Genomic DNA, 22076 nt, shown 5'->3' with positions numbered 1-22076 from the left:
CAGCCGGGATTGTCCTTGGTTTACACGGAACCCGGCCGGACCTGGGTGCCACGCCTGCCCAGCATCCCGTGGAGCAGGCCCTTCATCCACATCTTGAAATACTTCCCGCGCCCGGGCACGAACACGGAAAAAACCACCAGCCGCTTGAGCTGCTGTATCGCGTGGTGCAATTTGGTCGGGACATTGGCACGGGTTGACCGCAGCATCAGAACGACGTTGCGGGACTGATAGTAATGCCGCCATGGCGCATGCAAGGGAACCTCGCGCCCCAGCACCCGGGCCACCTGGTCGCCCAGTCGGTGCTCCAGGTTTGCGGCGCACACGCCGTAAATTTTGAAGCCCTGGTCCCGGGCACGCAAGCACCATTCGACATCGACCCAGTCGATGAAGTAGTCCTCCTGCAGCAGACCCACTTGCCGCAGGGCGGGAGCGGGCATGAGACAGCCCGAGGCAATGACATGGTCCACCTCCCACACCCGGGCCGGGTCGTGGCAGTCGAGCCAGCGCAGCGACCAGCCTTCCATGCGGAAGAAGGGCGTGCGGTCGGATTGGCGGCGCGGGTCTGCATAGCGCGGTCCCACGGCTGCAGCGTCGGGGTGGTCGCGCAACGCGGCCATCAGCAAGCCCACCATGTCCGGCGCTGGCAGGCTGTCGTGGTCCATCAGCAGCACATGGGTGGCGCCCTGCTCCAGCGCCCATTCGATGCCGCGGTTCTGCGCGTACCCGATGCCCTGGTTCTGCGCCAGCCACAGCGGGTGCACCCGATCCGCGGGCCATTGGCGCAGCCAGGGCTGCAGATCCCCACCCGACCCGTTGTCCACCCACACAATGCGATCGACTTGGCGCAGCAACCGCTCGAACTGCACCGCCAGGCGGTCCCACTCGCAACGAAAGGTAACAACCACGGCAAAGATGCGCGTATCCCGGAGCGCCTCTGCCTGCGCGCGGGTGCTGTCGCTCATGCGGCCTCCCCTGCGCGGCCGAGACACTCGGCCCGCATCAGCGCTTCGTAGGCCGACGTCACGCCGTCCCAGGTGTAGCGGCGCGCGATGAGGTCCCGTGCGGCTTGGCTGAGCCGCGCGATGTCGTCTTGCGAGCGGGCTTGCAGCCGCTGCAGGCACGCAGCCAGTTCGGCGGGTGTGCCGAAATAGTCGGCCACGCCCTGCGCCACCTCGCGATTGAAGGGGTTGTCGTGGGCAATCACCAGGCTGCCGCAGGCCAGCGCCTCTAGCAGCGAGGGATTGGTGCCCCCCACGGAGTGGCCGTGCAGATAAGCCGCGGCATGCACGCGCAGGCTCTGCAGCCGCCGTGCGTCGTACACGCCGCCCACGAACCGCACACGCTCGCTGGCCAGCGACTGCAGCTGGCGCTGGTAGGGGGTGGCGTCGGTCACGCTGCCCACGACGATCAGGGGCAGCGCCCCGGCGTGGAGCAGGTAGCCTTGAATGATCTCCAGCACATGGTTCTCAGGCTCGGGCCGGGCCACCACCAGCAGGTAGCCGCCGGGCTTCAGCCCCCACGCGGACAACGCCTGGGGATCCACGTCCTGCGCGCGGACCTCCTGCGCACCGTAGGCGATGAAGCTGGTGGGCGCAGACCGGGGATACACCGACCGCACGCGCTGTGCAATGGCTTCGGCGTCGGCAATGAGGCGCGTGGCTGTCTTGGTGGCCAGCCATTCCATGCAGCGCAGGTAGGCGCGAGCTACCCGCCCCCACTTGCTGCGCGCCCACTCCAGGCCATCCACATTGATCCACACCGGCGTGCCAAAGAGGCGCGGCCACCAGCACGCCCAGGCGGCGCCATAGCCCAACATGTAGACCAGGTCGTAGCCACGGCGCGCATCCCACAGGCTGGCGCAGTCGTAGGCCAGCACGGACGCGGGGCCCCAGTGCGGGCGGCGCCGGTAGCGCACCCGCACGCCGTCGTGAAACTCGTCTGCGGGCGGCGGGCCATCCGCCTCGGCATAGACGGTGACTTGGTGGCCGCGTGCCACCAGCCGCGTGGAAAGCTGCTCGGCAAAGGTTTCGAACCCACCGTAGCGTGCCGGAATGCCCTGGGTCCCCAGGATGGCGACGCGCAGCGCAGGGGACGGCGCCGCCCCCTGCGGTCCCGTTTCAGACAGGCAGGACGTCAAAGATCCGCCTCGGCCAGCAAACGCCCTGCCTGGTCCTTGGCGGACAGCTGGATCGGCGACTCCACCGCCGGCCAGGCAATCGCCAGCTGCGGGTCGTCCCAGCGGATGCAGCGCTCGTGGGCCGGGCTGTAATAGTCGGTGGTCTTGTAAAGGAAGTCAGCGGATTCCGAAAGCACCAGGAAGCCGTGCGCCAGGCCGGGCGGCACCCACAGCTGGCGGTGGTTTTCTTCCGTCAGCAGGGCGCCCACCCATTGGCCGAACGTGGCAGAGCCCTTGCGGATGTCCACCGCCACGTCGAACACGGCGCCGCGCACCACGCGCACGAGCTTGCCCTGGGCCTTGGGCGGCAGCTGGTAGTGCAGGCCGCGCAGCACACCCCGGCTGCTGCGGCTGTGGTTGTCCTGCACAAAGTCGCAGCGCACGCCCGTGGCTTCCTGGAACGCCTGCTGGTTGTAGCTTTCGTAGAAGAAGCCGCGGCTGTCCCCGAACACCTTGGGCTCGATGAGGAACACGTCTGGAATGGATTGCGGGATGGCGTGCATGAAGAAGAGATCAATAGACTTTGTCGTTCAGCAGGCGCTGAAGGTACTGGCCATACCCGTTCTTGGCGAGCGGCTGGGCCAGCCGCTCCAGCTGGGCGCTGTCGATCCAGCGCGAGCGCCAGGCGATTTCTTCAGGGCAGGCGATCTTCAGGCCCTGGCGGTGTTCCAGCGTGGCGATGAACTGGCTGGCTTCCAGCAGGCTTTCGTGCGTGCCGGTGTCCAGCCAGGCGTAGCCACGGCCCATGATCTCGACCCCCAGCTGACCCTGGTCCAGGTACAGGCGGTTGAGGTCGGTGATCTCCAGCTCGCCCCGGGGCGAGGGCTTGAGCCCCTTGGCCAGCTGCACCACCTGGTCGTCGTAGAAATACAGGCCGGTGACGGCATAGCTGCTCTTGGGCTGCGCCGGCTTTTCCTCCAGCGACAGCACCCTGCCCTGGGTGTCGAATTCGGCCACGCCGTAGCGCTCGGGATCGTGCACGTGGTAGGCAAACACCGTGGCACCGGCCGCGCGCTGGTCCGCGTTGCCCAGCAGCTCATGGAAGTCATGGCCGTAGAAAATGTTGTCCCCCAGCACCAGCGCACTGGGCGCACCGTTCAAAAACGACTCGCCGATGAGGAAGGCCTGCGCCAGGCCGTCCGGGCTGGGCTGTACCGCGTACTGCAGGTTCAGCCCCCACTGGCTGCCATCGCCCAGCAGCTGGGTGAACCGGGGCGTGTCCTGCGGGGTGCTGATGATGAGAATGTCGCGGATACCCGCCAGCATCAACGTGCTCAGCGGGTAGTAGATCATGGGCTTGTCGTACACCGGCAGCAGTTGCTTGCTGATGGCCAGCGTGGCGGGATGCAGCCGGGTGCCGGAGCCTCCGGCCAGGATGATGCCTTTGCGTTGCGTCATGGTCTGTGGGTACGGTTCAGAGAATTTCCGCGAGCATGCGCGCCACGCCCTGCTGCCAGGCGGGCAGCCGAAGACCGAAGGTGGCCTGCAGCTTGCGGGTGTCCAGGCGCGAGTTGTGGGGCCGCACGGCGGGCGTCGGAAACGCGCTCGTGGGCACCGGCGCCACTTCATTTGCTATTATTTTTATAGCTGGTTGCGCTTGCTGCGCCTGCTCCAGAACGAATTTCGCGTAAGCATTCCAGTGCGTCTCGCCAGCGGCGACGCAGTGGTACAGGCCCGCGTCCTCCGGGCGCTGTTGCAGGTGGCGCAGGGCGTGGGCCGTCACATCGGCCAGCAGGTCCGCGCCCGTGGGTGCGCCCCACTGGTCGTCGATGACCGTCAGGCGCTCGCGCTCCTGCGCCAGCCGCAGCATGGTCTTGGCGAAGTTGCCGCCGCGCGCGGCATAGACCCAGCTGGTGCGCAGGATCAAGTGGCGCCCGCCGGCCTGGGCGATGAGCTGCTCGCCTTCCAGCTTGGTGCGCCCGTACACGCTCAACGGCGCCGGTGTATCCGTCTCCACCCAGGGACGGGTGCCGCTGCCGTCAAAAACGTAGTCGGTGCTGTAGTGCACCAGCCAGGCGCCCAGACGGGCGGCCTCGTGCGCAATGGCGCCGGGGGTGGTGGCATTGAGCGTGCGCGCGTAGTCCGGCTCGCTTTCGGCCTTGTCCACGGCCGTGTGGGCCGCCGCATTGACGATGACGTCCGGGCGCAGTGCGCGCACGGTGTCGGCCACGCCCGCCGGGTTGGCAAAGTCGCCGCAATGCCCGGTGCTGTCGTGGTCGAGGGCCGTGACCTCGCCCAGTACCGACAGGCTGCGCTGCAGCTCCCAGCCGACCTGCCCGCCCTTGCCGAACAGCAGGATCTTCATGCGCCAGCGCCCACGGCGGCGGCAGTGGCAGCGCTGGAGACTTCCTGCGCGTACTGGGTCTGCACCCATTCACGGTAGGCACCGGTCTGCACGCTGGCCACCCAGTCGGCGTGCTCCAGGTACCACTGCACGGTCTTGCGGATGCCGGTGTCGAAGGTTTCGGCAGGCTTCCAGCCCAGCTCGCGCTCGATCTTGCGCGCATCGATGGCGTAGCGGCGGTCGTGGCCCGGGCGGTCCTTCACGTAGGTGATCTGGGCCTTGTAGCTCTGGCCGTCGGCGCGGGGGCGCAGCTCGTCGAGCAGGCCGCAAACCATGTTCACGATCTCGATGTTGGGCTTTTCGTTCCAGCCGCCCACGTTGTAGGTCTGGCCGGGAGTGCCGGCCTCCAGCACGCGGCGGATGGCGCTGCAGTGGTCCTTCACGTACAGCCAGTCGCGCACCTGCATGCCGTCGCCATACACCGGCAGCGGCTTGCCGGCCAGGGCGTTGACGATCATCAGCGGGATCAGCTTCTCGGGGAAGTGATACGGCCCGTAGTTGTTGCTGCAGTTGGTGGTGAGCACCGGCAGGCCGTAGGTATGGTGCCAGGCGCGCACCAGATGGTCGCTGGCGGCCTTGCTGGCGCTGTAGGGGCTGTTCGGCTCGTAGCCGCGGGTTTCGGCAAAGGCCGGCTCGGCCGGCTCCAGCGAGCCATACACCTCGTCGGTGGAGACATGCAGGAAGCGGAAGGCGGCGCGCTCGCCCTCAGGCAGGCCGCTCCAGTAGCCGCGCACGGCCTCCAGCAGGCGGAACGAGCCCACGATGTTGGTCTGGATGAAGTCCTCGGGCCCGTGGATGGAGCGGTCCACGTGCGATTCGGCGGCGAAGTTGACCACGGCGCGGGGCCGGTGTTCGGCCAGCAGGCTCGACACCAGGGCCGCATCGCCAATGTCGCCCTGCACGAACACGTGCCGCGCCTCGCCCTGGAGGCTGTCCAGATTGTGCAGGTTGCCCGCGTAGGTGAGCTTGTCGAGGTTGACCACCGGCTCGCCAGAGGCGGCAAGCCAGTCGAGGACGAAGTTGGCGCCGATGAAACCCGCGCCGCCAGTAACCAGAATCATAGGGAGGGCTGTGTGTAATGCCAGCTCGGCAGAACCTGGGATTATCCCACCCTGCCCAGCCGTCCGGTAACAGAGTTCAACCCCAGGCCCCAGGGAAACCGGTCGCGGTCAGAAGTGGATGCCGCGCATCATCTGCTGCAGCGCCACCGCCTCGGCGGAGAGCTGGGGCTTGGCGTCCTTGCTGCCGCCTTTGGCCGCCGTGGAGTCCGGGAACATGCGGAAGCTGGTGTTCATGGTGATCTGCGCCACGCGCGGCACCAGCGCGTGCAGCAGCTGGCCCGTGATACCCAGCCGGGTGGCGATGCGCACCGGCTTGAAGATGCAGGCCTGGGCGATCATGTCGGCCGCCTCCTCGGGGCTGAGCGTGGGCACGTTGTTGTAGATCTTGGTAGGCGCGATCATGGGCGTGCGCACCAGCGGCATGTTGATGGTGGTGAAGGTGATGCCCTGGTCCGCAAACTCGCTGGAGGCGCAGCGCGTCCACGCATCCAGCGCCGCCTTGCTGGCCACATAGGCCGAGAAGCGCGGCGCGTTGGTCAGCACGCCGATGGAGCTGATGTTCACCACATGGCCCTTGCGCTTTTCCACCATGCCGGGCAGCAGGCCCATGGTCACGCGCAGGCAGCCAAAGTAGTTCAGCTGCATGGTGCGCTCGTAGTCGTGGAAGCGGTCGTAGCTCGACTCGATGGCGCGGCGGATGGAGCGGCCGGCGTTGTTGATCAAAAAGTCCACGCCGCCGTGGTTGTCGATGAGCAGCTGCACGAAGCGGTCGCAATCGGCCATGTCGGCGATGTCGGCTGGATAAGCAATGAACTGATAGCCCTTGGCCTTGGCCTCGGCACAGGCCTCGTCCAGCTTGTCCTGGTCGCGCCCGCAGATAAGGGTGGTGGCGCCCGCCTCGGCAAACTTGTGCGCCGCGGCCAGGCCGATGCCGGACGAGCCGCCCGTCACCAGCACCACCTTGCCCGCCACCGTGCCCTTGAGCGTGCGGTCGATGAACAGCTCGGGGTCCAGGTGGCGCTCCCAGTAGTCCCACAGGCGCCAGGCGTAGTCCTTGAGGTTGGGACACGCCACGCCCGAGCCCTTGAGCGCCGCCAGCGTTTCGCGGCAGTCGAAGCGCGTGGGGTAGTTCACGAAGGTGAGCATGTCCTCGGGCAGGCCCAGGTCCTTCATCACCGCATTGCGCACGCGGCGCACGGGCGCCAGCGCCATCAGGCTGCGTTTCACCCCCTTGGGGATGAAGCCCAGCAGCGCGGCATTCACAAACAGGTTCATCCGCGGCGCGTGGGCCGCGCGGCTGAAGATATCCAGCACATCGCCCACGCGGTAACCCACCGGGTCCACCAGGTGGTAGCACTTCTTGCCGATGTCCTTCTGGTGGCTGATGGCGTTGAGGGCGTTGACCACGAAGTCCACGGGCACGATGTTCACGCGCCCGCCCTCCAGGCCCACCGTAGGCATCCACGGCGGCAGCAGCTCGCGCAGGCGCTGGATGAGCTTGAAGAAGTAGTACGGCCCGTCGATCTTGTCCATCTCGCCGGTCTGGCTGTCGCCCACCACCATGGCGGGGCGGTAGACCGTCCAGGGCACCTTGCAGTCCTGGCGCACGATCTTTTCGCTCTCGTGCTTGGTCTGGAAGTAGGGGTGGTCCAGGCCCTCGGCCTCATCGAACATGTCTTCGCGGAACACGCCCTCGTAGAGGCCCGCCGCCGCGATGGACGAGACATGGTGGAAGTGGCCGGCCTCAATGGCCCGGGCTAGCTCCACCGTGTTGCGCGTGCCCTCGATGTTCACGGCCACCTGCGTTTCCTCGTCGGCGGCCAGGTCGTACACGGCGGCCAGGTGGTAGAAATGGTCGATCTTGCCCTTGAGCGCCTTGACGTCCTGCGCGGACACGCCCAGCTTCCTGGCCGTGAGGTCGCCATACACGGGCACCGCGCGCGCAGCGCCCACGCCCCAGTAGCTGCGCAGGCCGGCCACTTTGTCGGCGCTCTCCTGGCGGAGCAGGAAGTACACCACCGCCCCCTTGCGCTCCAGCAGCTTCTTGACCAGCCGCTTGCCGATGAAACCCGTAGCCCCCGTGACGAAATACTTCATGACGACTCCTCTGAGAACGGGCATTCTTGCCCAAGGCCCCGGAGCCCCGATTCAGCACAAACCCGCGCCGCACGCCGGTGGCCAAGCCGCCGCATAGACGGTACGCTCTAGGTTTTTAGAACCCTGCGCCTACACCCGCCGCTGCCCGCGTCGTACAGTGCAGGCCATGCGACCGGGGCGCCCACCCCGACACCTTCAACCACCCGTACGACGGAGGCCCCATGGTCAAGAAACTGCAGAAACTCAGCGCCGACAAGAAGAAGAGCAACGCCCAACTCTCCAGTACCGTCAAGGACTCCGCACAGCAGATCTGGCTGGCCGGCCTGGGTGCCTTTTCCAAGGCCCAGGAAGAAGGCGGCAAGGTGTTCGAGGCCCTGGTGAAGGAAGGCCTCTCCATCCAGCGCAAGACCCAGGCCGCTGCCGAAGAAAAGATCACCGAGGCCACCAGCCGCGTGACCAGCATGGCCAGCGACATCGGCTCGCGGGCCCAGGGCCAGTGGGACAAGCTGGAGAACATCTTTGAAGACCGCGTGGCCAAAGCGCTGTCGAAACTCGGCGTGCCCTCGGCCCACGATCTGCAGGCCCTGGCCGCACGCGTGGACGCGTTGAGCCAGGGCCCGAAGGCCGCTGCGACCAAGACTGCCGCGGCAAAGCCCGCAGCCAAGTCTGCCGCCGCCAAAAAGGCGCCCGCCAAGAAGGCGGCTCCAGCCAAAACCGCCGCCGCAGCCGTCAAACCAGCGGTCAAGCCGGCGGCCAAGAAGGCCGCTGCCAAGAAGTCCCCCGCGGGCTCCGGCAGCGCGAACTGACCGGAGCTTGCAGAGGTGCCGCGCTGCCCGCAGCGCGCAGCGCCCGCCAGTGGCCCGCACACCTCCGGTGTCCGGGCCTTTTCTTTGCGGGGTGCCGGCGCAGCAGCCTTGCGTGGCCTAGGAGTCTGCGCGGCAGAAGGCATCGAAGCGAAACGCGCGAAAACCGAGGATCGCGTGGTGCTACCGACAAGCCCAGGGTGCCCCCCCTGGGCGCAGGAGGTAGTACCACGCGAGACCGATTTATCGCGCGTTGCAGCCGATGCTCCTTTTGCCGCGCAGACTCCCAGGGCAGCGCCCGCCGGCTTTTTTGCGGCAGTGCAGCATCTGTGCGTGGGGTAGAGTAACCCCCGGAGACCAAAACAACCATTGAAGCGAAGGGGTCCGCACCCATGGTGAAGAAAGCGCCACGCCGCACCGCAGAACGCATCCTGGAGGTGACGCTGGACCTGTTCAACCGGTTTGGCGAGCCCAACGTCTCCACCACCCTCATCTCCGCCGAGCTGCGCATCAGCCCCGGCAATCTGTACTACCACTACCCAGCCAAGGACGAGCTGATCAACGCGCTGTTTGATCGCTACGAAAACGCCCTCACCGAACTGCTGGCCGCCAGCGACGGCGTGCGCAATGTGGAGGACGCCTGGTTCTTCATGCACACGCTCTTCGAGCTGATCTGGCAGTACCGCTTCCTGTACCGCGACCTGAACGACCTGCTGTCCAAGAACCGGCGGCTGGAGACGCACTTCCAGGCCATCCTGAAGAACAAGACCCGCGCCGTGCGGGCGCTGCTGGACGGCATGGGCCGCGCCGGTGCGCTGCACATGGACCTGCGCGACCAGGAGGCCACCGCGACCAGCATGGTGGTGGTGCTGACCTACTGGCTGAGTTTCGAATACGTGCGCGACCCGCGCCACGCGCTGGAGCCCGAGAGCGCCCAGGCCGCGCTGCTGCGGGGCGCGCACCATGTGCTGAACCTGCTGGTGCCCTACCTGGAGGGCAGCCAGCGGGCCCATCTGCTGGAACTGGTGGGCGCCTACACCCCCGCCCCGCCAGGGGGGTAAGCCCCGGTCCACTGCGCCCCGCCCCACCCCCATAAAAACTTTTTCGGAGACACACCATGGCCCAATGGACCCCTTTCCCCCACGCAGGCGACTACACGTTCGATGCCGCGAGCGTCAAGAAGCAATGGTCCCGGCTGCATGGCGGCGATGCCGAGCCCTGCCCCAAGGACGCCGCCGTGCTGCAGGCGTGGGCGCTGTTTCACAACGGCGACTTTGAGCAGGCCGCCGCCGCCGGGCTGGCCGCCGGCGGTGCAGGCATCACCGTGGCGAACAAGGCCGCGGCCATCTACGCCAATTACCTCGAACCCAGGGAAAAGAACCGGCTGGACCTGTTCCTGCAAGTGGCCGAGCGGGCCGAGGCGCAGGCCGCCAGCGAGCCCCGCAACGCCAACGCCTGGTACTGGCGGGCCTACGCGCTGGGCCGCTACAGCCAGGGCATCAGCGTGGCCAAGGCGCTGGCGCAGGGCCTGGGCGGCAGGGTGAAGGAGTCGCTGGAAAAGGCCATTGCGCTGTCGCCCCAGCACGCCGACGCGCGCATCGCGCTGGGCGCCTTCCACGCCGAGGTGATCGACAAGGTGGGCGCGCTGATCGGCGGCATGACCTATGGCGCCAAGAAGGACGCGGGGCTCAAGCTGTTCCAGGAAGCGCTCAAGCTCAACCCCGGCTCGGCCATCGGCATGATCGAGTACGCCAACGCGCTGGTCATGCTGGAGGGCGACAAGAAGATGAAAGAGGCCACGGCGCTGTACGAAAAGGCCGCGGCCTGCGAGCCCCTGGATGCCATGGAGCGCCTGGACGTGGAAATGGCGCGGGCGGAACTGGAGGAGGAGTAACTGCAGCCCTCAGCCCCCGAACCGCCGCGCGGCGATCTCCAGCAGGCCGTCAAAGATCAGGTTGTCCACCAACTCGAACGGGCGTGTCATGCTGGGGGCCATCTTCCAGCCGGCACCGCCGGTCATCACGCAGGCCGGCTCTTCGCCGCAGTGCTGGCGCAGGTGCTGGAACATGCGCTCCACCGCGCCGGCGATGGCATAGGTGCCGCCGCTGGTGAGGGCGTCGCTGGTGTTGGTGGGGAACAGGCGCACTTCGCCGGTGGGCACATGCAGCCCGGCGGTGCCGGACTCCAGCGCGCGCAGCATGATGCCGTGGCCGGGCAGGATCAAGCCGCCCAGGAAGCGGCCTTCCGCGTCGATGCACTCCACCGTCACGGCCGTGCCCACCATCACCACCACCAGGGGCCGCGCAGGGCCGCGGGCCAGAACGTGGTGGCGTGCGCCGACCATGGCCACCCAGCGGTCCGAGCCCAGGCGCGACGGGTGGTCGTAGCCATTGACCAGGCCGGCCTCCTCCGGGGACGAGACCACCCACGAAGGCGTGATGTCCCACAGCTCCATCTGCTCTTCCACGCGGCGCTTGACCGCATCGCCGGCCACCACGCAGCCCAGCATGCGCGCCGGGTGCGGCAGGCTCGCCCAGCTGGTCTCCCCCAGGCGGTCAATGTGGTCCAGGAACTCGGCGCCATGCGCCAGCAACGCCGACCCGGGGCGGGGACCGTCGTACAGAGCCCATTTGAGGCGGGTGTTGCCGACGTCGATGGCCAGAAAAGTCATGGCCGGATTATCCCGAGTTTTGCCCGACAGCCCCTGCCGCGCTGGCGTCAGCGCACCGCCGCGGGAATGTGAAAAATCGTCTAGCGCCCCCGTCCGACACCCCTGCGCCAGGCATTGCCGCTACAGTGGCCTTCCCTGTTTCAGCAACTCCAGGAGGTATCCCATGGGTCTTTTCAGTTTCATCAAGGAAGCCGGCGAAAAACTGTTTGGCGGCAAGGACGCCCAGGCGGCCACGGCCGCAGCGCCCTCGCAGGACGAACTCAACACCACGGCCGCTCGGGCCATCGAGACGTACATCGCATCGCAGAACCTGGGCGCCAGCGGCGTGCAGGTGGCCTTCGACGGCAGCCAGGGCAAGGTCACGGTGCAAGGCACCGCGCCGACGCAGGCCGTGAAGGAGAAAGTCACCCTGTGCTGCGGCAACGTGGCCAGCGTGACCAGCGTGGACAACCAGATGAGCGTGACCAACCCCGAGCCCGAAGCCCAGTACCACGACGTGGTGCGCGGCGACACGCTCAGCGCCATTGCCAAGAAGTTCTATGGCGACGCCAACAAGTACCCCGTGATCTTCGAGGCCAACAAGCCCATGCTGACCCACCCCGACAAGATCTACCCGGGCCAGAAGCTCCGCATCCCGGCGCTGAAGTAACTCCCCCTGAGTCGCCTGCGGCGCCTCGGTGCCGCCGCCGGCGCCAGCGGCCCTCAGTCCCCAAGGGGGACGCGGCCGGTGGCCCGGCAAAACCCGCTCCATGCGGCACTCGCTCAGGCCGCAGAGGCGCAGGCACCCGCCGTGCCGCAAAGACAGAGACGCGTGAATTGCGCGCCCCACTCCAGTATTTGGAAAATCAGCTGCCAGCGCTTATCCATAAAGCGCTGGCAGCTATTTTTTTGGGAGTATCAACCCTGTTTCCACGGCAGGCCGTGATAACGCCAGCCGCCGCGCTTGCCGCGCTGGCCTTGCGCGTCGGCGTCGCCCTCAAAGCCCTCCAGGATGTTGTAGGCCGTCAGGCCCAGCTCCGTGGCGCGGCGGGCGGCCGCAATGGAGCGCACGCCGCTGCGGCACAGCAGCACGGCGGGCGTGCCGGCCGGCACGGCCGCGCGGATCTGCGCGTCGAAATCCGCATTCATCGCCATGCCGGGCCACTGCTTCCAGGCCACGGCAGCGGCGCCGGGCACCTGGCCCACCCATTCGCGCTCGGCATCGCTGCGCACGTCCACCAGCACGGCTTGGCCGGCCTGGACCCATTGCCACGCTTGCTGGGGCGTCACGTCGCCCGCGTATCCCTCGGCGGGGGTTGCGGCAGGTGGTGTGGTCATCGGTTCAGTTCCTTCCTAAAAATCGGCACAACGTTCAAAGCAAGCCGGCCCTGGGGGAGGACGCCGCAAGGGCCTCCATTCCGGTGGCGCACCGAGGCACCGCGGGCAACCCAGGGACTTCACCACAACGGCGCCGGCTCGTCGCGCAGGTGGTCGCGCAGCGCCGCGTAGTCCGGCACCACGGTGGCCACCGTGTCCCAGAAGCGCGGGCTGTGGTCCATGACGCGCAGGTGGGCCAGTTCGTGCGCCACCACGTAGTCAATGATGGCCGGGGGGTAGTGCAGCAGGCGCCAGTTCAGGCGGATGGAGCCGTCGGCCTTGGCGCTGCCCCAGCGGGTGTTGGCGTTGGACAGGCGCAGGCTGGTCCAGCGCACGCCCAGCAGCGGCGCAAAATGCTCCAGCCGCGCGGTGAAGTGGCGGCGCGCATCGCGCATCAGCCAGGCCTGCACCGCATCGCGGATCTGCGCGGGGCCGGCGCTGCGCGGCAGGCCGATGTGCAGGCCCAGCCCAGTAGGGCCGGTGCTGCATCCGTCGCCCGCCCCCGCTGGGCCGGCCGCGGGCACCAGCGCCCCGCCCTTGCCGCTGAACCCGTGGCTGGGGTCCAGCACCACGCGCAGGGGCGCGCCCAGGTAGGGCAGCACGGCGCCGTCGGCCCAGGCGATGCGCCCGCCCTCCACGCGCTGCTGGCGCTCGCGCGCCTCGGAGAGCTTGCGCAGAATCCAGCCCGATTTCTCGCGCAGCGCCGCGTCCACGCCCGACAGCGTGACCCAGCTGGGCGCACGCACCGACAACCCGTCCGGCCCCACGGTAAAGCCGATGCTGCGCCGCCGCGCGCGCTGCAGTGCATAGGCCACGACGGCCTCGCCCAGCAGCACCTCGCGGTTGGCACGGGGGTGGCGGAACTCGGCGGGCGCCAGCAGTGACGGCAGAGGAACCGCCGGCGGCGCCGGAGCCGGCGGCACGGATGCTATCTTTTCAGGAGCTGCTTGCGCAGATCCAGCGGGCGCTGGAGGCTCATCGGGAGCAAAGACACCCGTTTGCGCAGGCTGCGGCGCGGCAGCGGGCGGGTCGAAGAAGTCCAGCGCCAGTTGCACCAGCTTGTGCACGTCCAGCCCCTTGCCTGCCATGGCGGTGCGCTTTCGCGGCGGTCAGTGGCCCGCGTCCGAAGGGGCCGGGGCCGCGGGCTGCGCAGCGGCCGCAGGATAGGCGCCGGGGTCCAGGCGGCGCATCTCGGCCTCGATCCACGCCTCCACCTCTTGCATCAGCTCGTCCGCGTGGCGGCCTGCGCTGGGAATCGGCTTTCCGATGGAGACGTCCACCACGCCAGGCCGCTTCACGAACGCCTTGCGCGGCCACACCTTGGCGGAGGTGACGGCAATCGGCACCACCGGCACGCCGGTGGCGATGGCCAGGCGCGTGCCGCCCGTCTTGTACTGCCCCTTCTGGCCGCGCGGAATTCGGGTGCCCTCGGGGAACATGATGACCCAGACGCCCTTGGCCAGCAGATCCCGGCCCTGCTGCACCACCTTGCGGAACGCCTGGGAACCCTGGCCGCGGTCGATGTGGATCATGTCCAGCCGGCCGATGGCCCAGCCGAAGAAGGGCACGTACAGCAGCTCCTTCTTGAACACATACGCCAGCGGGTGCGGCATGATCGACGGCATCAGGAAGGTCTCGAACGTGGACTGGTGCTTGACGAGCAGCACCGCCCCCTCGCTCTCGCCCTGGGGCAGGTGTTCCATGCCCGTGATCTCGACCCGGATGCCCAGGAGGGTGCGCGCGCTGCTGATGCACAGCGACAGCCAGGCCCGCGCGATGCGGTACAGGGGCATGCCGCGCACCCCCAGCAGCGTGCCCAGCATGATGGTCAGCGCATAGGGCACGACGGTGATGCCCATCCAGAGCATGTGAATGACGGAGCGAAGAAAGGCCATTGTGAGTCTTTTATGCCGCTAGCGCTTATCCAGCAAGCGCAAGTAGCTATCAATTAAGTAGCATCCAGAGAAATGCCACCTGCCAGCGGCGGCAGCGGCGTGGCCGCCAGTGGCGGCGCGGCGGCGGGCAGCAGCTGGTCCACGAAGTCGCCCAGGCTGGCATGTACCCGCGTGCCGGGCGGCATGTCGGCCGGCAGCGGCATGCCGGGGTGCAGGTGCGCAGACGGGCCGGTGCACACCAGGTGCAGCTGCGCCCCCAGGGCGGCGCCGGCCTGCAGGTGCGCGGCGCAGCTGCCCACCACCTGGACCTCCTGGCGCTCCACCCCATACCGGTCGCTGATCTGCTCCAGCAGGCCGGGCGCCGGCTTGCGGCAGGCGCATTCCTCGTCGGCCGGGTGGGGGCAATAGAAAACCGCGTCGATGCGCCCGCCCAGCGCCGCCACCTGCCGGTGCATCTTGGCGTGGATGGCGTTGAGCGCCATCACGTCGAACAGCCCCCGGCCCAGGCCCGGCTGGTTGGTGGCCACCACCACATGCCAGCCCGCGTGGTTCAGCCGGGCGATGGCCTCCAGCGCACCGGCCATGGGCGTCCACTCCTCGGGCGACGTGACGTAGCCGTCGCCCAGCGGATTGAGGGTGCCGTCGCGGTCGAGAATGGCGAGTTTCATGGAGGTCCCTTGTGCAGCCGCCAGACTAGCAGAAGGCGGCTGCGCCGCACCAGAGGCCGGGCTCCCGCGCGGGCGCCCCGGCGCGCAGCGCCACAGGGGAATGCATCACACCGCCAGGCGCGACAGGTCCGCCACGCGGTTCATGGCCTCGTGCAGCGTCTTGAGCAGGCCCTGGCGGTTCAGCCGCAGGTCCATCTGCTCGGCGTTGACCATCACGTCGTCAAAGAACGCATCCACTGGCGCGCGCAGCACGGCCAGGGTCTGCAGGCTGGCGGTGTAGTCGCCCGCGTCGAACTGGGCATTGGCCTCGGGCACAAAGCGCTGCAGCGCGGCAAACAGGTCCTGCTCGGCCTTTTCGCGCAGCAGCTCGGGGTTCACATGGGCATCCACGGGGCCTTCGACCTCGGCCTTTTTCAGGATGTTGCCCACGCGCTTGTTGGCCGCCGCCAGGGCGGGGGCTTCGGGCAGCGCAGCAAAGGCGCGCACGGCCGCCAGCTGCTTCTCGACCAGTGCCAGGCGCTGCGGGCGCAGGGCCAGCACGGCGTCCACTTCCTGCGCGCGGTAGCCCTGCTCGCGCAGGCTGCCGGCCAGTCGGTCGTAGATGAAGTCGGCGAGCTGCGCCGAGGCATCGGTGATCTTGTCGCCAAACGCGGGCACGGCCCCGGCCAGCAGCGCGTTCAGGTCCAGCGGCAGGTCCTTTTCGACCAGCATGCGGATCACGCCCAGCGCGTGGCGGCGCAGCGCGAACGGGTCGCGGTCGCCGGTGGGCAGGTTGCCAATGCCGAACATGCCCACCAGGGTTTCCAGCTTGTCGGCCAGGGCGACCACCACGCCCGCGGTGTTGCGCGGCAGCGCGTCGCCTGCGAAGCGGGGCTTGTAGTGGTCTTCAATGGCCTGCGCCACCGTTTCGCCCAGGCCGTCGTTCAGCGCGTAGTAGCCGCCCATGATGCCCTGCAGCTCAGGGAACTCCCCCACCATGTCGGTCACGAGGTCGGTCTTGGCCAGCAAAGCGGCTTGGTCAGCATCTGCTACCAGTTGCGCATCGCCCAACTGCTGGGCGATGGCCTTGGCAATGGCGCGCACACGCTCCACACGTTCGCCCTGCGTGCCCAGCTTGTTGTGATAGACCACCTTGCCCAGGCTTTCGACGCGCGAGGCCAGCGTCTTCTTGCGGTCCTGGTCAAAGAAGAACTTCGCATCGGCCAGGCGCGGGCGCACCACGCGCTCGTTGCCACCGGTCACAAAGCTCGTGTCTTCGGGGCGGATGTTGCTCACCACCAGGAACTTGTTGGTCAGCTTGCCCGCAGCGTCCAGCAGCGGGAAATACTTCTGGTTGGCCTTCATCGTGAGGATCAGGCACTCTTGGGGCACGCCCAGGAATTGCTCCTCAAACTGGCAAATGACCACGTTGGGGCGCTCGACCAGCGCGGTCACTTCGTCCAGCAGGGCGTCGTCTTCAATGGGGCGGGCGCCGTTGCCCACCTTGGCGGCGGCAGCGGCCAGTTGGCGGGCAATCTCGGCCTTGCGTTCGGCAAAGCTGGCGATCACCGCACCGTCTTGTTGCAGCGTGGCGGCGTAGCTGTCGGCATCCGCCAGCACCACGGGCGACACGGCGGCTTCAAAGCGGTGGCCCTGCGTGCGGTTGCCGGCCGTCAGGCCCAGCGCCTTGACGGGCACCACGGTGCTGCCGTGCAGCGCCACCAGGCCGTGGGCGGGGCGCACGAAGTGCACGCTGGTCCAGCCGGGCAGCTCGCAGTCGGTTTCGAGCTGGTAGCTCATCACCTTGGGGATGGGCAGCTTGGCAATGGACTCATGAAGCGCCTTTTGCAGGCCGTCCTGCAGGCTCGCGCCGGGCACCACGCTGTCGTAGAACAGGGCTTCGGCCTTGCCGTCCTGCGCGCGCTTCAAGGCGGCCACGGCGGCTGCGGGGTTGGACACATCGGCACCCAGCGCCTGCAGTTTTTTCAGCAGGGCCGGCGTGGCGTTGCCGCTGGCATCCAGGCCCACGGTCACGGGCATCAGCTTTTGCTGCACGGCCTTGTCGGCGGCCTTGCCGGCCACGGCGGTCACGTGGGCTGCGAGGCGGCGAGGCGATGCGTAAGGCGTGACCACCGAAGCGGCCGTCGCCAGGCCCTGGGCCTTGAGCTGGTCGCCCAGCACCGTGGCAAAGGCATCGCCCAGCTTTTGCAGCGCCTTGGGCGGCAGCTCTTCCACAAACAGTTCAACGAGGAGGTTTTGGGTAGTCATGGAATCCATCAGCTCAAAGACGGCGTCACCGCGCGGTAGTGCAGCACGGTGGGAAAGGGATCGTAGAAATGGTGCAGCAGCGCGCGCCACTCCTGGTATTGCGGGGAGCCTCGAAAGCCCTCGGTATGGTCTTGCAGCGTGGCCCAGCGCACCAGCAGCACGTACTGGTGGTCGTCTTCCACGCAGCGCTGCAGCTCGTGCCCGTGGTAGCCGGGCATGGACGCAATGATGCGCTGCGCCTGGGAAAACGCCTGTTCAAACGCGGCCGTCTGGCCGGGTTTGATCTGCAGCGTGGCCACCTCCAGGATCATCAGGCGGCCTTCTTGGGCATTTGCGCCACCCACTCGCGCGGCGCCATGGGGAAGCCCAGGCGCTCGCGGCTGTCGTAGTAGCTCTGCGCCACGCTGCGCGCCAGGTTGCGGATGCGGCCGATGTAGGCGGCGCGCTCGGTCACGCTGATGGCGCCGCGCGCGTCCAGCAGGTTGAAGCTGTGCGCGGCCTTGAGCACCTGCTCATAGGCGGGCAGCGCCAGCTGCTGCTCCATGAGGTACTTGGCCTGCTTCTCGTGCGCGTTGAAGGCGGTGAAGAGGAAGTCGGCGTCAGAGTGCTCGAAGTTGTAGGTGGACTGCTCCACTTCGTTCTGGTGGTACACGTCGCCGTATTTCAGGGTGTCGGTCCACTGCAGGTTGTAGACGTTGTCCACGCCTTGCAGGTACATGGCCAGGCGCTCCAGGCCGTAGGTGATCTCGCCCGTGGCAGGCTTGCAGTCGATGCCGCCGACCTGCTGGAAATAGGTGAACTGCGTGACCTCCATGCCGTTGAGCCAGACTTCCCAGCCCAGGCCCCAGGCGCCAAGCGTGGGGTTCTCCCAGTCGTCTTCCACAAAGCGGATGTCGTTCTTCTTGAGGTCAAAGCCCAGGGCTTCGAGCGAGCCCAGGTACAGCTCCAGGATGTTGGCCGGCGCGGGCTTCAGGACCACTTGGTACTGGTAGTAGTGCTGCAGGCGGTTGGGGTTCTCGCCGTAGCGGCCGTCCTTGGGGCGGCGGCTGGGCTGCACGTAGGCGGCCTTCCACGGCTCCGGCCCGATGGCGCGCAGAAAGGTGGCGGTGTGCGAGGTGCCTGCACCCACTTCCATGTCGTAGGGCTGCAAAAGCGCGCAACCCTGCGCGTCCCAGTAGGACTGCAGCTTCAAGATGATTTGCTGGAAGGTCAACATGAGGTCTTGGGCGCTGGCAGGGCCAGGGCCGGTAATGAGGGGAAGAACGAACGCCACGAACCAACCGTCCGCCGGCCGCAGCGCCCCGCGCAGGGCAAACCTCGCGCGCAAACCGGTGATTTTACGGCGCAGAGCCCCCGGCGAGGCCCGCCGCAGCGCCAGAGGCCCGCCCGCCCATGAAAAAAGGCCGGAGCCCTTTTGGAGCCCCAGCCTTCCCAACCAGCCACGCGCGTTATAAGCCGGTGCGTACCGGTAGCCGCCCTCGCGGGCCACTGTCAACGCACACGTAGTGCGCGAAGTTCTCTCATCCATTCACTGCCGGCCCGCCACCCCACCGCTTCCCGGGAGCGCGGCCTCCACCAGTGCACCCGTGGAACTGGCTTTGCCAGGCCACTGGGTGCGTCCCCCCTCCGGGGGGAAGGCGCGCAGCGCCTCAGGGGGAATTAATACTCCCAGAAAATCCGCTGCAGTTCCTTGCTGTCGTTGGTCTTGGTGAGGGCCACCATGGCCAGGATGCGGGCTTTTTGCGGGCGCAGGTCGTGGGCCACCACCCAGTCGTACTTGTCATCCGGCTGCTCGGCATTGCGCAGCACAAAGCCGTCGGGCACGCGGGCCGACCGGATGATCTGCACGCCCTGGCCGCGCAAGGCCTTGAGCGCATCGACCGCCTGGGCCGCCACCGAGCCGTTGCCCGTGCCGGCATGGACCAGTGCCTTCACGCCGGCCTTGCCGTACGCCTCGATGCCCGTGGTGTTCATGTTGCCGTAGCCGTAAACGATGTCCACGGCAGGCAGGGCCTTGATGTCGTCGATATTGAACTCGGACTGCAGGGTGTGGCGCTTGACGGGCGCGCGGAACCAGTAGTTCCTGCCCTCCACCACCATGCCCAGCGGGCCCCACTGGCTCTTGAAAGCCTCGGTCTTGATGTTGATGGTCTTGCTGACGTCGCGGCCACTGTGGATTTCGTCGTTCATCGTGACGAGCACACCCTTGCCGGCCGCGTCCTTGCTGGCGGCCACGCTCACGGCGTCATACAGGTTCAGCGCGCCATCGGCCGACAGGGCCGTGCCGGGGCGCATGGAGCCCACGACGACGATGGGCTTGCTGGTGTGCACCGTCAGATTCAGGAAGTACGCGGTCTCTTCCAGCGTGTCCGTGCCATGGGTGATGACGATGCCGTCCACGTCCGCCTGCTTGGACAGGGCGGAAACGCGCTGGCCCAGGCGCAGCAGGTGCTCGTTGGTGAAGCTTTCCGAGGCGATCTGGAACACCTGCTCGCCCGACACCTTGGCCACGTTGGCCAGTTCCGGCAGGCCGGCCAGCAGCTTGTCCACCGGCACCTTGGCAGCGGCATAGGTGGCGCTGTTGGCCGCCGAGGCGCCCGCGCCGGCAATGGTGCCGCCCGTGGCCAGCACCACCACGTTGGGCTTGGCCGCTTGGGCCAGGGCCACGGTGGACAGGGCCGTCAGCACCACGCCTGCAAGCCAGCGGCGCGTGGCGGAGGACGGGGAGGAAGCCAATGAGGAAAGGGGGGATTGGAAGGAAAGTCGCATGGGTGGTCTCCGGATCATTCTTCGGGCGCAGCCGGGGTGCTGCTGTCCGCCGCCGTCCGGCGCGGTGGGGGTGGCGGACGGTGCGGCATCCTATGAGAAATCCACGCACAGCCAAGTGGAATAATTGGCGTCACCCTGTGAATTGAATTCACACCCCCATTTCCGGTTTTTTGCCATGAACCTGCGCCAGCTTGAAGTGTTCCAGGCCGTCCTGCAGACCGGCAGCATGAGCGCCGCCGGCCGGCTGCTGTGCATCACGCCCTCGGCCGTGAGCAAGGCCGTGGCCCATGCCGAGCTGCAGCTGGGCTACCGGCTGTTCAACCGCACGCCCGCCGGCCTCACGCCCACGCCCGAGGCGCAGGTGCTGGCGGTGGAGTCCGGCAGCATCCACCGCCAGCTGGACGCCCTGCAACGCACGGCGCGCAACCTGGCGACCACCGAACTGGGCGATGTGCGGCTGGCCGCGATTCCCTCCATCACCCACGAGTTCCTGCCCTCGCTGCTGCACCGCCACGCCCAAAAGCACCCGCAGGTGGGTGTGGAGGTGCGCACCATCCACCAGGACCAGATGACGCAGGCGCTGCTCACGCGCAGCGTGGACTTCGGGCTGGGCTTTTTCGAGCACCCGCACCCGCAGGTCCACAGCGAGCTGCTGGTGAGCGGGCGCCTGTCGCTGGCCGTGGCCCGCACCGTGTGGGACCGGGCGCCGCGCGCCGCCAGCATGGCCGCACGGCTGGCGCAGGTGCCGGCCATCCGGCTGGTGGGGGACGACCCCATGCGCCAGTCCATCGACCACACGGCCGACCGCCTGGGCACGCCGGGCGGCCCCGGCATCCAGGTGCAGACCTCGCGCCTGGCGCTGGAACTGGTGCGGCTGGGCATGGGCTGGACGGTGGTGGACTTCCTCACGGCCATCCGGCTGGACCCGGCCCACATGGTGGCGGTGCCGCTGCCCGACCTGCCGCCCATGTCGCTGTACAGCTACCACGCGGGCAACCACCCGCCGGGCCTGCAGGCCACCCGCATGCTGGCCATGCTGCCGGGGGTGCTGCACGAGGTTCTGTCCGCGCGGAACGCCGCACCGCCCGCCCCCCGCTGACGGCTCGGGGGCCGGCCTCAGACGTTTTAAGCGCCGGCCCCTGCGGGCAGCATCCCCAGGAACTGGCGCAGCTCCGGGGTCTGCGGGTTGCCAAACAGCTGCTCGGGCGCGCCGGTTTCGTGCACCCGGCCCTGGTGCATGAAGACCACCCGGTCGCTCACCTTCCGGGCAAAGCCCATTTCATGGGTGACCATGATCAGCGTCATGCCCTGCTCGGCCAGGCTTTCCACCACCTGCAGCACCTCGCCCACCAGCTCCGGGTCGAGCGCGGAGGTCACCTCGTCGCACAGCAGGATCTCGGGATCCATGGCCAGCGCCCGCGCGATGGCCACGCGCTGCTGCTGGCCGCCCGAGAGCTGCTCGGGCATCGCATCGAACTTTTCCGCCAGGCCGACGCGGGCCAGCAGGCGCTGGGCGTTGTGGCGCGCCGCATCCTTGGGCTGGCGGGTGACCAGCGTGGGCGCCAGCATCACATTGCGCCCCACGCTGAGGTGGGGAAACAGGTTGAAGTTCTGGAAGATCATGCCCACGTTCTTGCGCAGTTCACGCAGGGCCTGCGCGCCGCCCGCGTTCACCTCCTGGCCGTGCACGCACAGCGCGCCGTCCTGGTACTGCTCCAGCCCGTTGATGCAGCGCAGCAGCGTGGATTTGCCCGAGCCACTCTTGCCGATGATGGAAATCACTTCGCCGCGCTGCACCTGCAGGTCCACGCCCTTGAGCACCTCGACATCGCCGTAGCGCTTGCGCAGGCCCTGGATGTGCACCAGGGGAACGGTGCCGGGCGCGGGGTGCGCGCTGGCAGCCGGTGTGGCGGAAGGACGGACATCGGTCGCTGAGTTCATGGCAGGCAGTCGAAAAGTGGGATCGGATCAGTGGGGTGGGCCCTTGCG

General features: G+C 67.8%; 22 protein-coding genes. 5 read left to right on the top strand and 17 right to left on the bottom strand.

Features of this window, described 5'->3' with window-relative positions; all coding sequences use genetic code 11:
* Positions 1 to 20 precede the first annotated feature (20 nt).
* The 7 genes from LWW96_RS16090 to LWW96_RS16060 all read right to left on the bottom strand — a co-directional run bounded on the left by LWW96_RS16090 (position 21) and on the right by LWW96_RS16060 (position 7678).
* Positions 21 to 962, bottom strand: coding sequence for a glycosyltransferase family 2 protein (locus tag LWW96_RS16090; protein WP_291488739.1), 942 nt, complete (start codon positions 960 to 962; stop codon positions 21 to 23).
* Entirely contained in the window at positions 959 to 2137 is a 1179-nt protein-coding gene (locus LWW96_RS16085; protein ID WP_291488738.1) for a DUF1972 domain-containing protein, read from the bottom strand. Before LWW96_RS16085 ends, LWW96_RS16090 begins: the two co-directional genes overlap by 4 nt.
* The gene (gene rfbC, locus LWW96_RS16080; protein WP_291488737.1) at positions 2134 to 2679 is read right to left on the bottom strand and encodes a dTDP-4-dehydrorhamnose 3,5-epimerase; all 546 of its coding nucleotides are present in this window, start codon (positions 2677 to 2679) and stop codon (positions 2134 to 2136) included. The genes LWW96_RS16085 and rfbC overlap by 4 nt, the downstream gene beginning before the upstream one ends.
* Before the next feature lie 10 nt (positions 2680 to 2689).
* Positions 2690 to 3574 (bottom strand): glucose-1-phosphate thymidylyltransferase RfbA, encoded by an 885-nt coding sequence (gene rfbA / locus LWW96_RS16075; RefSeq protein ID WP_291488736.1) that lies wholly within the window; start codon positions 3572 to 3574, stop codon positions 2690 to 2692.
* Between the two features lie 16 nt (positions 3575 to 3590).
* Complete coding sequence (gene rfbD, locus LWW96_RS16070) at positions 3591 to 4481, bottom strand: dTDP-4-dehydrorhamnose reductase (protein ID WP_291488735.1); 891 nt, start codon at positions 4479 to 4481, stop codon at positions 3591 to 3593.
* Positions 4478 to 5581, bottom strand: a complete 1104-nt coding sequence (rfbB, locus tag LWW96_RS16065) for a dTDP-glucose 4,6-dehydratase (RefSeq protein ID WP_291488734.1) — start codon at positions 5579 to 5581, stop codon at positions 4478 to 4480. The genes rfbD and rfbB overlap by 4 nt, the downstream gene beginning before the upstream one ends.
* Positions 5582 to 5689: 108 nt before the next feature.
* Positions 5690 to 7678, bottom strand: a complete 1989-nt coding sequence (locus LWW96_RS16060) for an SDR family oxidoreductase (RefSeq protein WP_291488733.1) — start codon at positions 7676 to 7678, stop codon at positions 5690 to 5692.
* Between the two features lie 221 nt (positions 7679 to 7899).
* Here LWW96_RS16060 and LWW96_RS16055 point away from each other — a divergent pair, with 221 nt between their 5' ends.
* The 3 genes from LWW96_RS16055 (at position 7900) to LWW96_RS16045 (ending at position 10375) form a co-directional block, all read left to right on the top strand.
* A complete protein-coding gene (locus LWW96_RS16055) occupies positions 7900 to 8484 on the top strand; it encodes a phasin family protein (protein WP_291488732.1) in 585 nt (194 codons plus the stop codon).
* A 389-nt stretch (positions 8485 to 8873) separates the two neighbouring features.
* Positions 8874 to 9542, top strand: a complete 669-nt coding sequence (locus LWW96_RS16050) for a TetR/AcrR family transcriptional regulator (protein ID WP_291488731.1) — start codon at positions 8874 to 8876, stop codon at positions 9540 to 9542.
* 56 nt (positions 9543 to 9598) lie between these two features.
* Positions 9599 to 10375: a hypothetical protein gene (locus LWW96_RS16045; RefSeq protein WP_291488730.1), complete on the top strand. Its 777-nt coding sequence runs from the start codon at positions 9599 to 9601 to the stop codon at positions 10373 to 10375.
* 9 nt (positions 10376 to 10384) lie between these two features.
* Here the strand turns inward: LWW96_RS16045 and LWW96_RS16040 are convergent, their stop codons facing one another.
* Positions 10385 to 11152, bottom strand: coding sequence for a type III pantothenate kinase (locus tag LWW96_RS16040; RefSeq protein WP_291488729.1), 768 nt, complete (start codon positions 11150 to 11152; stop codon positions 10385 to 10387).
* Between the two features lie 163 nt (positions 11153 to 11315).
* On the opposite strand from LWW96_RS16040, the gene lysM reads away from it, so the two are divergent.
* A complete protein-coding gene (gene lysM, locus LWW96_RS16035) occupies positions 11316 to 11801 on the top strand; it encodes a peptidoglycan-binding protein LysM (protein ID WP_291488727.1) in 486 nt (161 codons plus the stop codon).
* Positions 11802 to 12049: 248 nt separating this feature from the next.
* Here the strand turns inward: lysM and LWW96_RS16030 are convergent, their stop codons facing one another.
* From LWW96_RS16030 to LWW96_RS15995, 8 genes are all read right to left on the bottom strand, one after another.
* The gene (locus tag LWW96_RS16030; protein WP_291488725.1) at positions 12050 to 12469 is read right to left on the bottom strand and encodes a rhodanese-like domain-containing protein; all 420 of its coding nucleotides are present in this window, start codon (positions 12467 to 12469) and stop codon (positions 12050 to 12052) included.
* Between the two features lie 119 nt (positions 12470 to 12588).
* A complete protein-coding gene (locus LWW96_RS16025) occupies positions 12589 to 13596 on the bottom strand; it encodes a SprT family zinc-dependent metalloprotease (protein ID WP_291488723.1) in 1008 nt (335 codons plus the stop codon).
* Between the two features lie 21 nt (positions 13597 to 13617).
* Positions 13618 to 14403 carry a lysophospholipid acyltransferase family protein gene (locus tag LWW96_RS16020; RefSeq protein ID WP_291488721.1) on the bottom strand — a complete coding sequence of 262 codons (786 nt, stop codon included), beginning with the start codon at positions 14401 to 14403 and terminating at the stop codon, positions 13618 to 13620.
* 53 nt (positions 14404 to 14456) lie between these two features.
* Positions 14457 to 15071 carry a D-glycero-beta-D-manno-heptose 1,7-bisphosphate 7-phosphatase gene (gene gmhB, locus LWW96_RS16015; protein ID WP_291488719.1) on the bottom strand — a complete coding sequence of 205 codons (615 nt, stop codon included), beginning with the start codon at positions 15069 to 15071 and terminating at the stop codon, positions 14457 to 14459.
* Positions 15072 to 15176: 105 nt separating this feature from the next.
* Positions 15177 to 17318 (bottom strand): glycine--tRNA ligase subunit beta, encoded by a 2142-nt coding sequence (gene glyS / locus LWW96_RS16010; RefSeq protein ID WP_291488717.1) that lies wholly within the window; start codon positions 17316 to 17318, stop codon positions 15177 to 15179.
* 8 nt (positions 17319 to 17326) lie between these two features.
* A complete protein-coding gene (locus LWW96_RS16005) occupies positions 17327 to 17629 on the bottom strand; it encodes an antibiotic biosynthesis monooxygenase (RefSeq protein WP_291488715.1) in 303 nt (100 codons plus the stop codon).
* Positions 17629 to 18534, bottom strand: a complete 906-nt coding sequence (gene glyQ / locus LWW96_RS16000) for a glycine--tRNA ligase subunit alpha (protein ID WP_291488713.1) — start codon at positions 18532 to 18534, stop codon at positions 17629 to 17631. Before glyQ ends, LWW96_RS16005 begins: the two co-directional genes overlap by 1 nt.
* Before the next feature lie 443 nt (positions 18535 to 18977).
* Positions 18978 to 20087, bottom strand: a complete 1110-nt coding sequence (locus LWW96_RS15995) for an asparaginase (protein WP_291488711.1) — start codon at positions 20085 to 20087, stop codon at positions 18978 to 18980.
* A gap of 175 nt (positions 20088 to 20262) precedes the next feature.
* On the opposite strand from LWW96_RS15995, the gene LWW96_RS15990 reads away from it, so the two are divergent.
* Positions 20263 to 21186, top strand: coding sequence for a LysR family transcriptional regulator (locus tag LWW96_RS15990; protein ID WP_291488709.1), 924 nt, complete (start codon positions 20263 to 20265; stop codon positions 21184 to 21186).
* 26 nt (positions 21187 to 21212) lie between these two features.
* On the opposite strand, the gene LWW96_RS15985 is transcribed toward LWW96_RS15990, so the two are convergent.
* Positions 21213 to 22028, bottom strand: a complete 816-nt coding sequence (locus LWW96_RS15985; protein ID WP_291488706.1) for an amino acid ABC transporter ATP-binding protein — start codon at positions 22026 to 22028, stop codon at positions 21213 to 21215.
* Positions 22029 to 22076: the final 48 nt, after the last annotated feature.

Origin of the sequence: Acidovorax sp. (assembly GCF_021287135.1) — a bacterium.
Classification (GTDB): Bacteria; Pseudomonadota; Gammaproteobacteria; order Burkholderiales; family Burkholderiaceae_C; genus Acidovorax.
Note: the sequence above shows the minus strand (reverse complement) of the source record. Positions and strands in the feature narration are given on the sequence as shown.

Excerpts from the sequence above, each read along its gene's own strand:
- LWW96_RS16060 (WP_291488733.1), bottom strand. The coding sequence starts at position 7,678 with ATGAAGTATTTCGTCACGGGGGCTACGGGTTTCATCGGCAAGCGGCTG.
- lysM (WP_291488727.1), top strand. The coding sequence starts at position 11,316 with ATGGGTCTTTTCAGTTTCATCAAGGAAGCCGGCGAAAAACTGTTTGGC.
- rfbA (WP_291488736.1), bottom strand. The coding sequence starts at position 3,574 with ATGACGCAACGCAAAGGCATCATCCTGGCCGGAGGCTCCGGCACCCGG.
- LWW96_RS16025 (WP_291488723.1), bottom strand. The coding sequence starts at position 13,596 with ATGGCAGGCAAGGGGCTGGACGTGCACAAGCTGGTGCAACTGGCGCTG.
- LWW96_RS16045 (WP_291488730.1), top strand. The coding sequence starts at position 9,599 with ATGGCCCAATGGACCCCTTTCCCCCACGCAGGCGACTACACGTTCGAT.
- gmhB (WP_291488719.1), bottom strand. The coding sequence starts at position 15,071 with ATGAAACTCGCCATTCTCGACCGCGACGGCACCCTCAATCCGCTGGGC.
- LWW96_RS15990 (WP_291488709.1), top strand. The coding sequence starts at position 20,263 with ATGAACCTGCGCCAGCTTGAAGTGTTCCAGGCCGTCCTGCAGACCGGC.
- glyQ (WP_291488713.1), bottom strand. The coding sequence starts at position 18,534 with ATGTTGACCTTCCAGCAAATCATCTTGAAGCTGCAGTCCTACTGGGAC.
- rfbC (WP_291488737.1), bottom strand. The coding sequence starts at position 2,679 with ATGCACGCCATCCCGCAATCCATTCCAGACGTGTTCCTCATCGAGCCC.
- LWW96_RS16055 (WP_291488732.1), top strand. The coding sequence starts at position 7,900 with ATGGTCAAGAAACTGCAGAAACTCAGCGCCGACAAGAAGAAGAGCAAC.
- LWW96_RS16020 (WP_291488721.1), bottom strand. The coding sequence starts at position 14,403 with ATGGCCTTTCTTCGCTCCGTCATTCACATGCTCTGGATGGGCATCACC.
- LWW96_RS16050 (WP_291488731.1), top strand. The coding sequence starts at position 8,874 with ATGGTGAAGAAAGCGCCACGCCGCACCGCAGAACGCATCCTGGAGGTG.
- rfbD (WP_291488735.1), bottom strand. The coding sequence starts at position 4,481 with ATGAAGATCCTGCTGTTCGGCAAGGGCGGGCAGGTCGGCTGGGAGCTG.
- LWW96_RS15985 (WP_291488706.1), bottom strand. The coding sequence starts at position 22,028 with ATGAACTCAGCGACCGATGTCCGTCCTTCCGCCACACCGGCTGCCAGC.
- LWW96_RS16005 (WP_291488715.1), bottom strand. The coding sequence starts at position 17,629 with ATGATCCTGGAGGTGGCCACGCTGCAGATCAAACCCGGCCAGACGGCC.
- LWW96_RS16040 (WP_291488729.1), bottom strand. The coding sequence starts at position 11,152 with ATGACTTTTCTGGCCATCGACGTCGGCAACACCCGCCTCAAATGGGCT.
- LWW96_RS16030 (WP_291488725.1), bottom strand. The coding sequence starts at position 12,469 with ATGACCACACCACCTGCCGCAACCCCCGCCGAGGGATACGCGGGCGAC.
- LWW96_RS15995 (WP_291488711.1), bottom strand. The coding sequence starts at position 20,087 with ATGCGACTTTCCTTCCAATCCCCCCTTTCCTCATTGGCTTCCTCCCCG.
- LWW96_RS16090 (WP_291488739.1), bottom strand. The coding sequence starts at position 962 with ATGAGCGACAGCACCCGCGCGCAGGCAGAGGCGCTCCGGGATACGCGC.
- glyS (WP_291488717.1), bottom strand. The coding sequence starts at position 17,318 with ATGACTACCCAAAACCTCCTCGTTGAACTGTTTGTGGAAGAGCTGCCG.
- rfbB (WP_291488734.1), bottom strand. The coding sequence starts at position 5,581 with ATGATTCTGGTTACTGGCGGCGCGGGTTTCATCGGCGCCAACTTCGTC.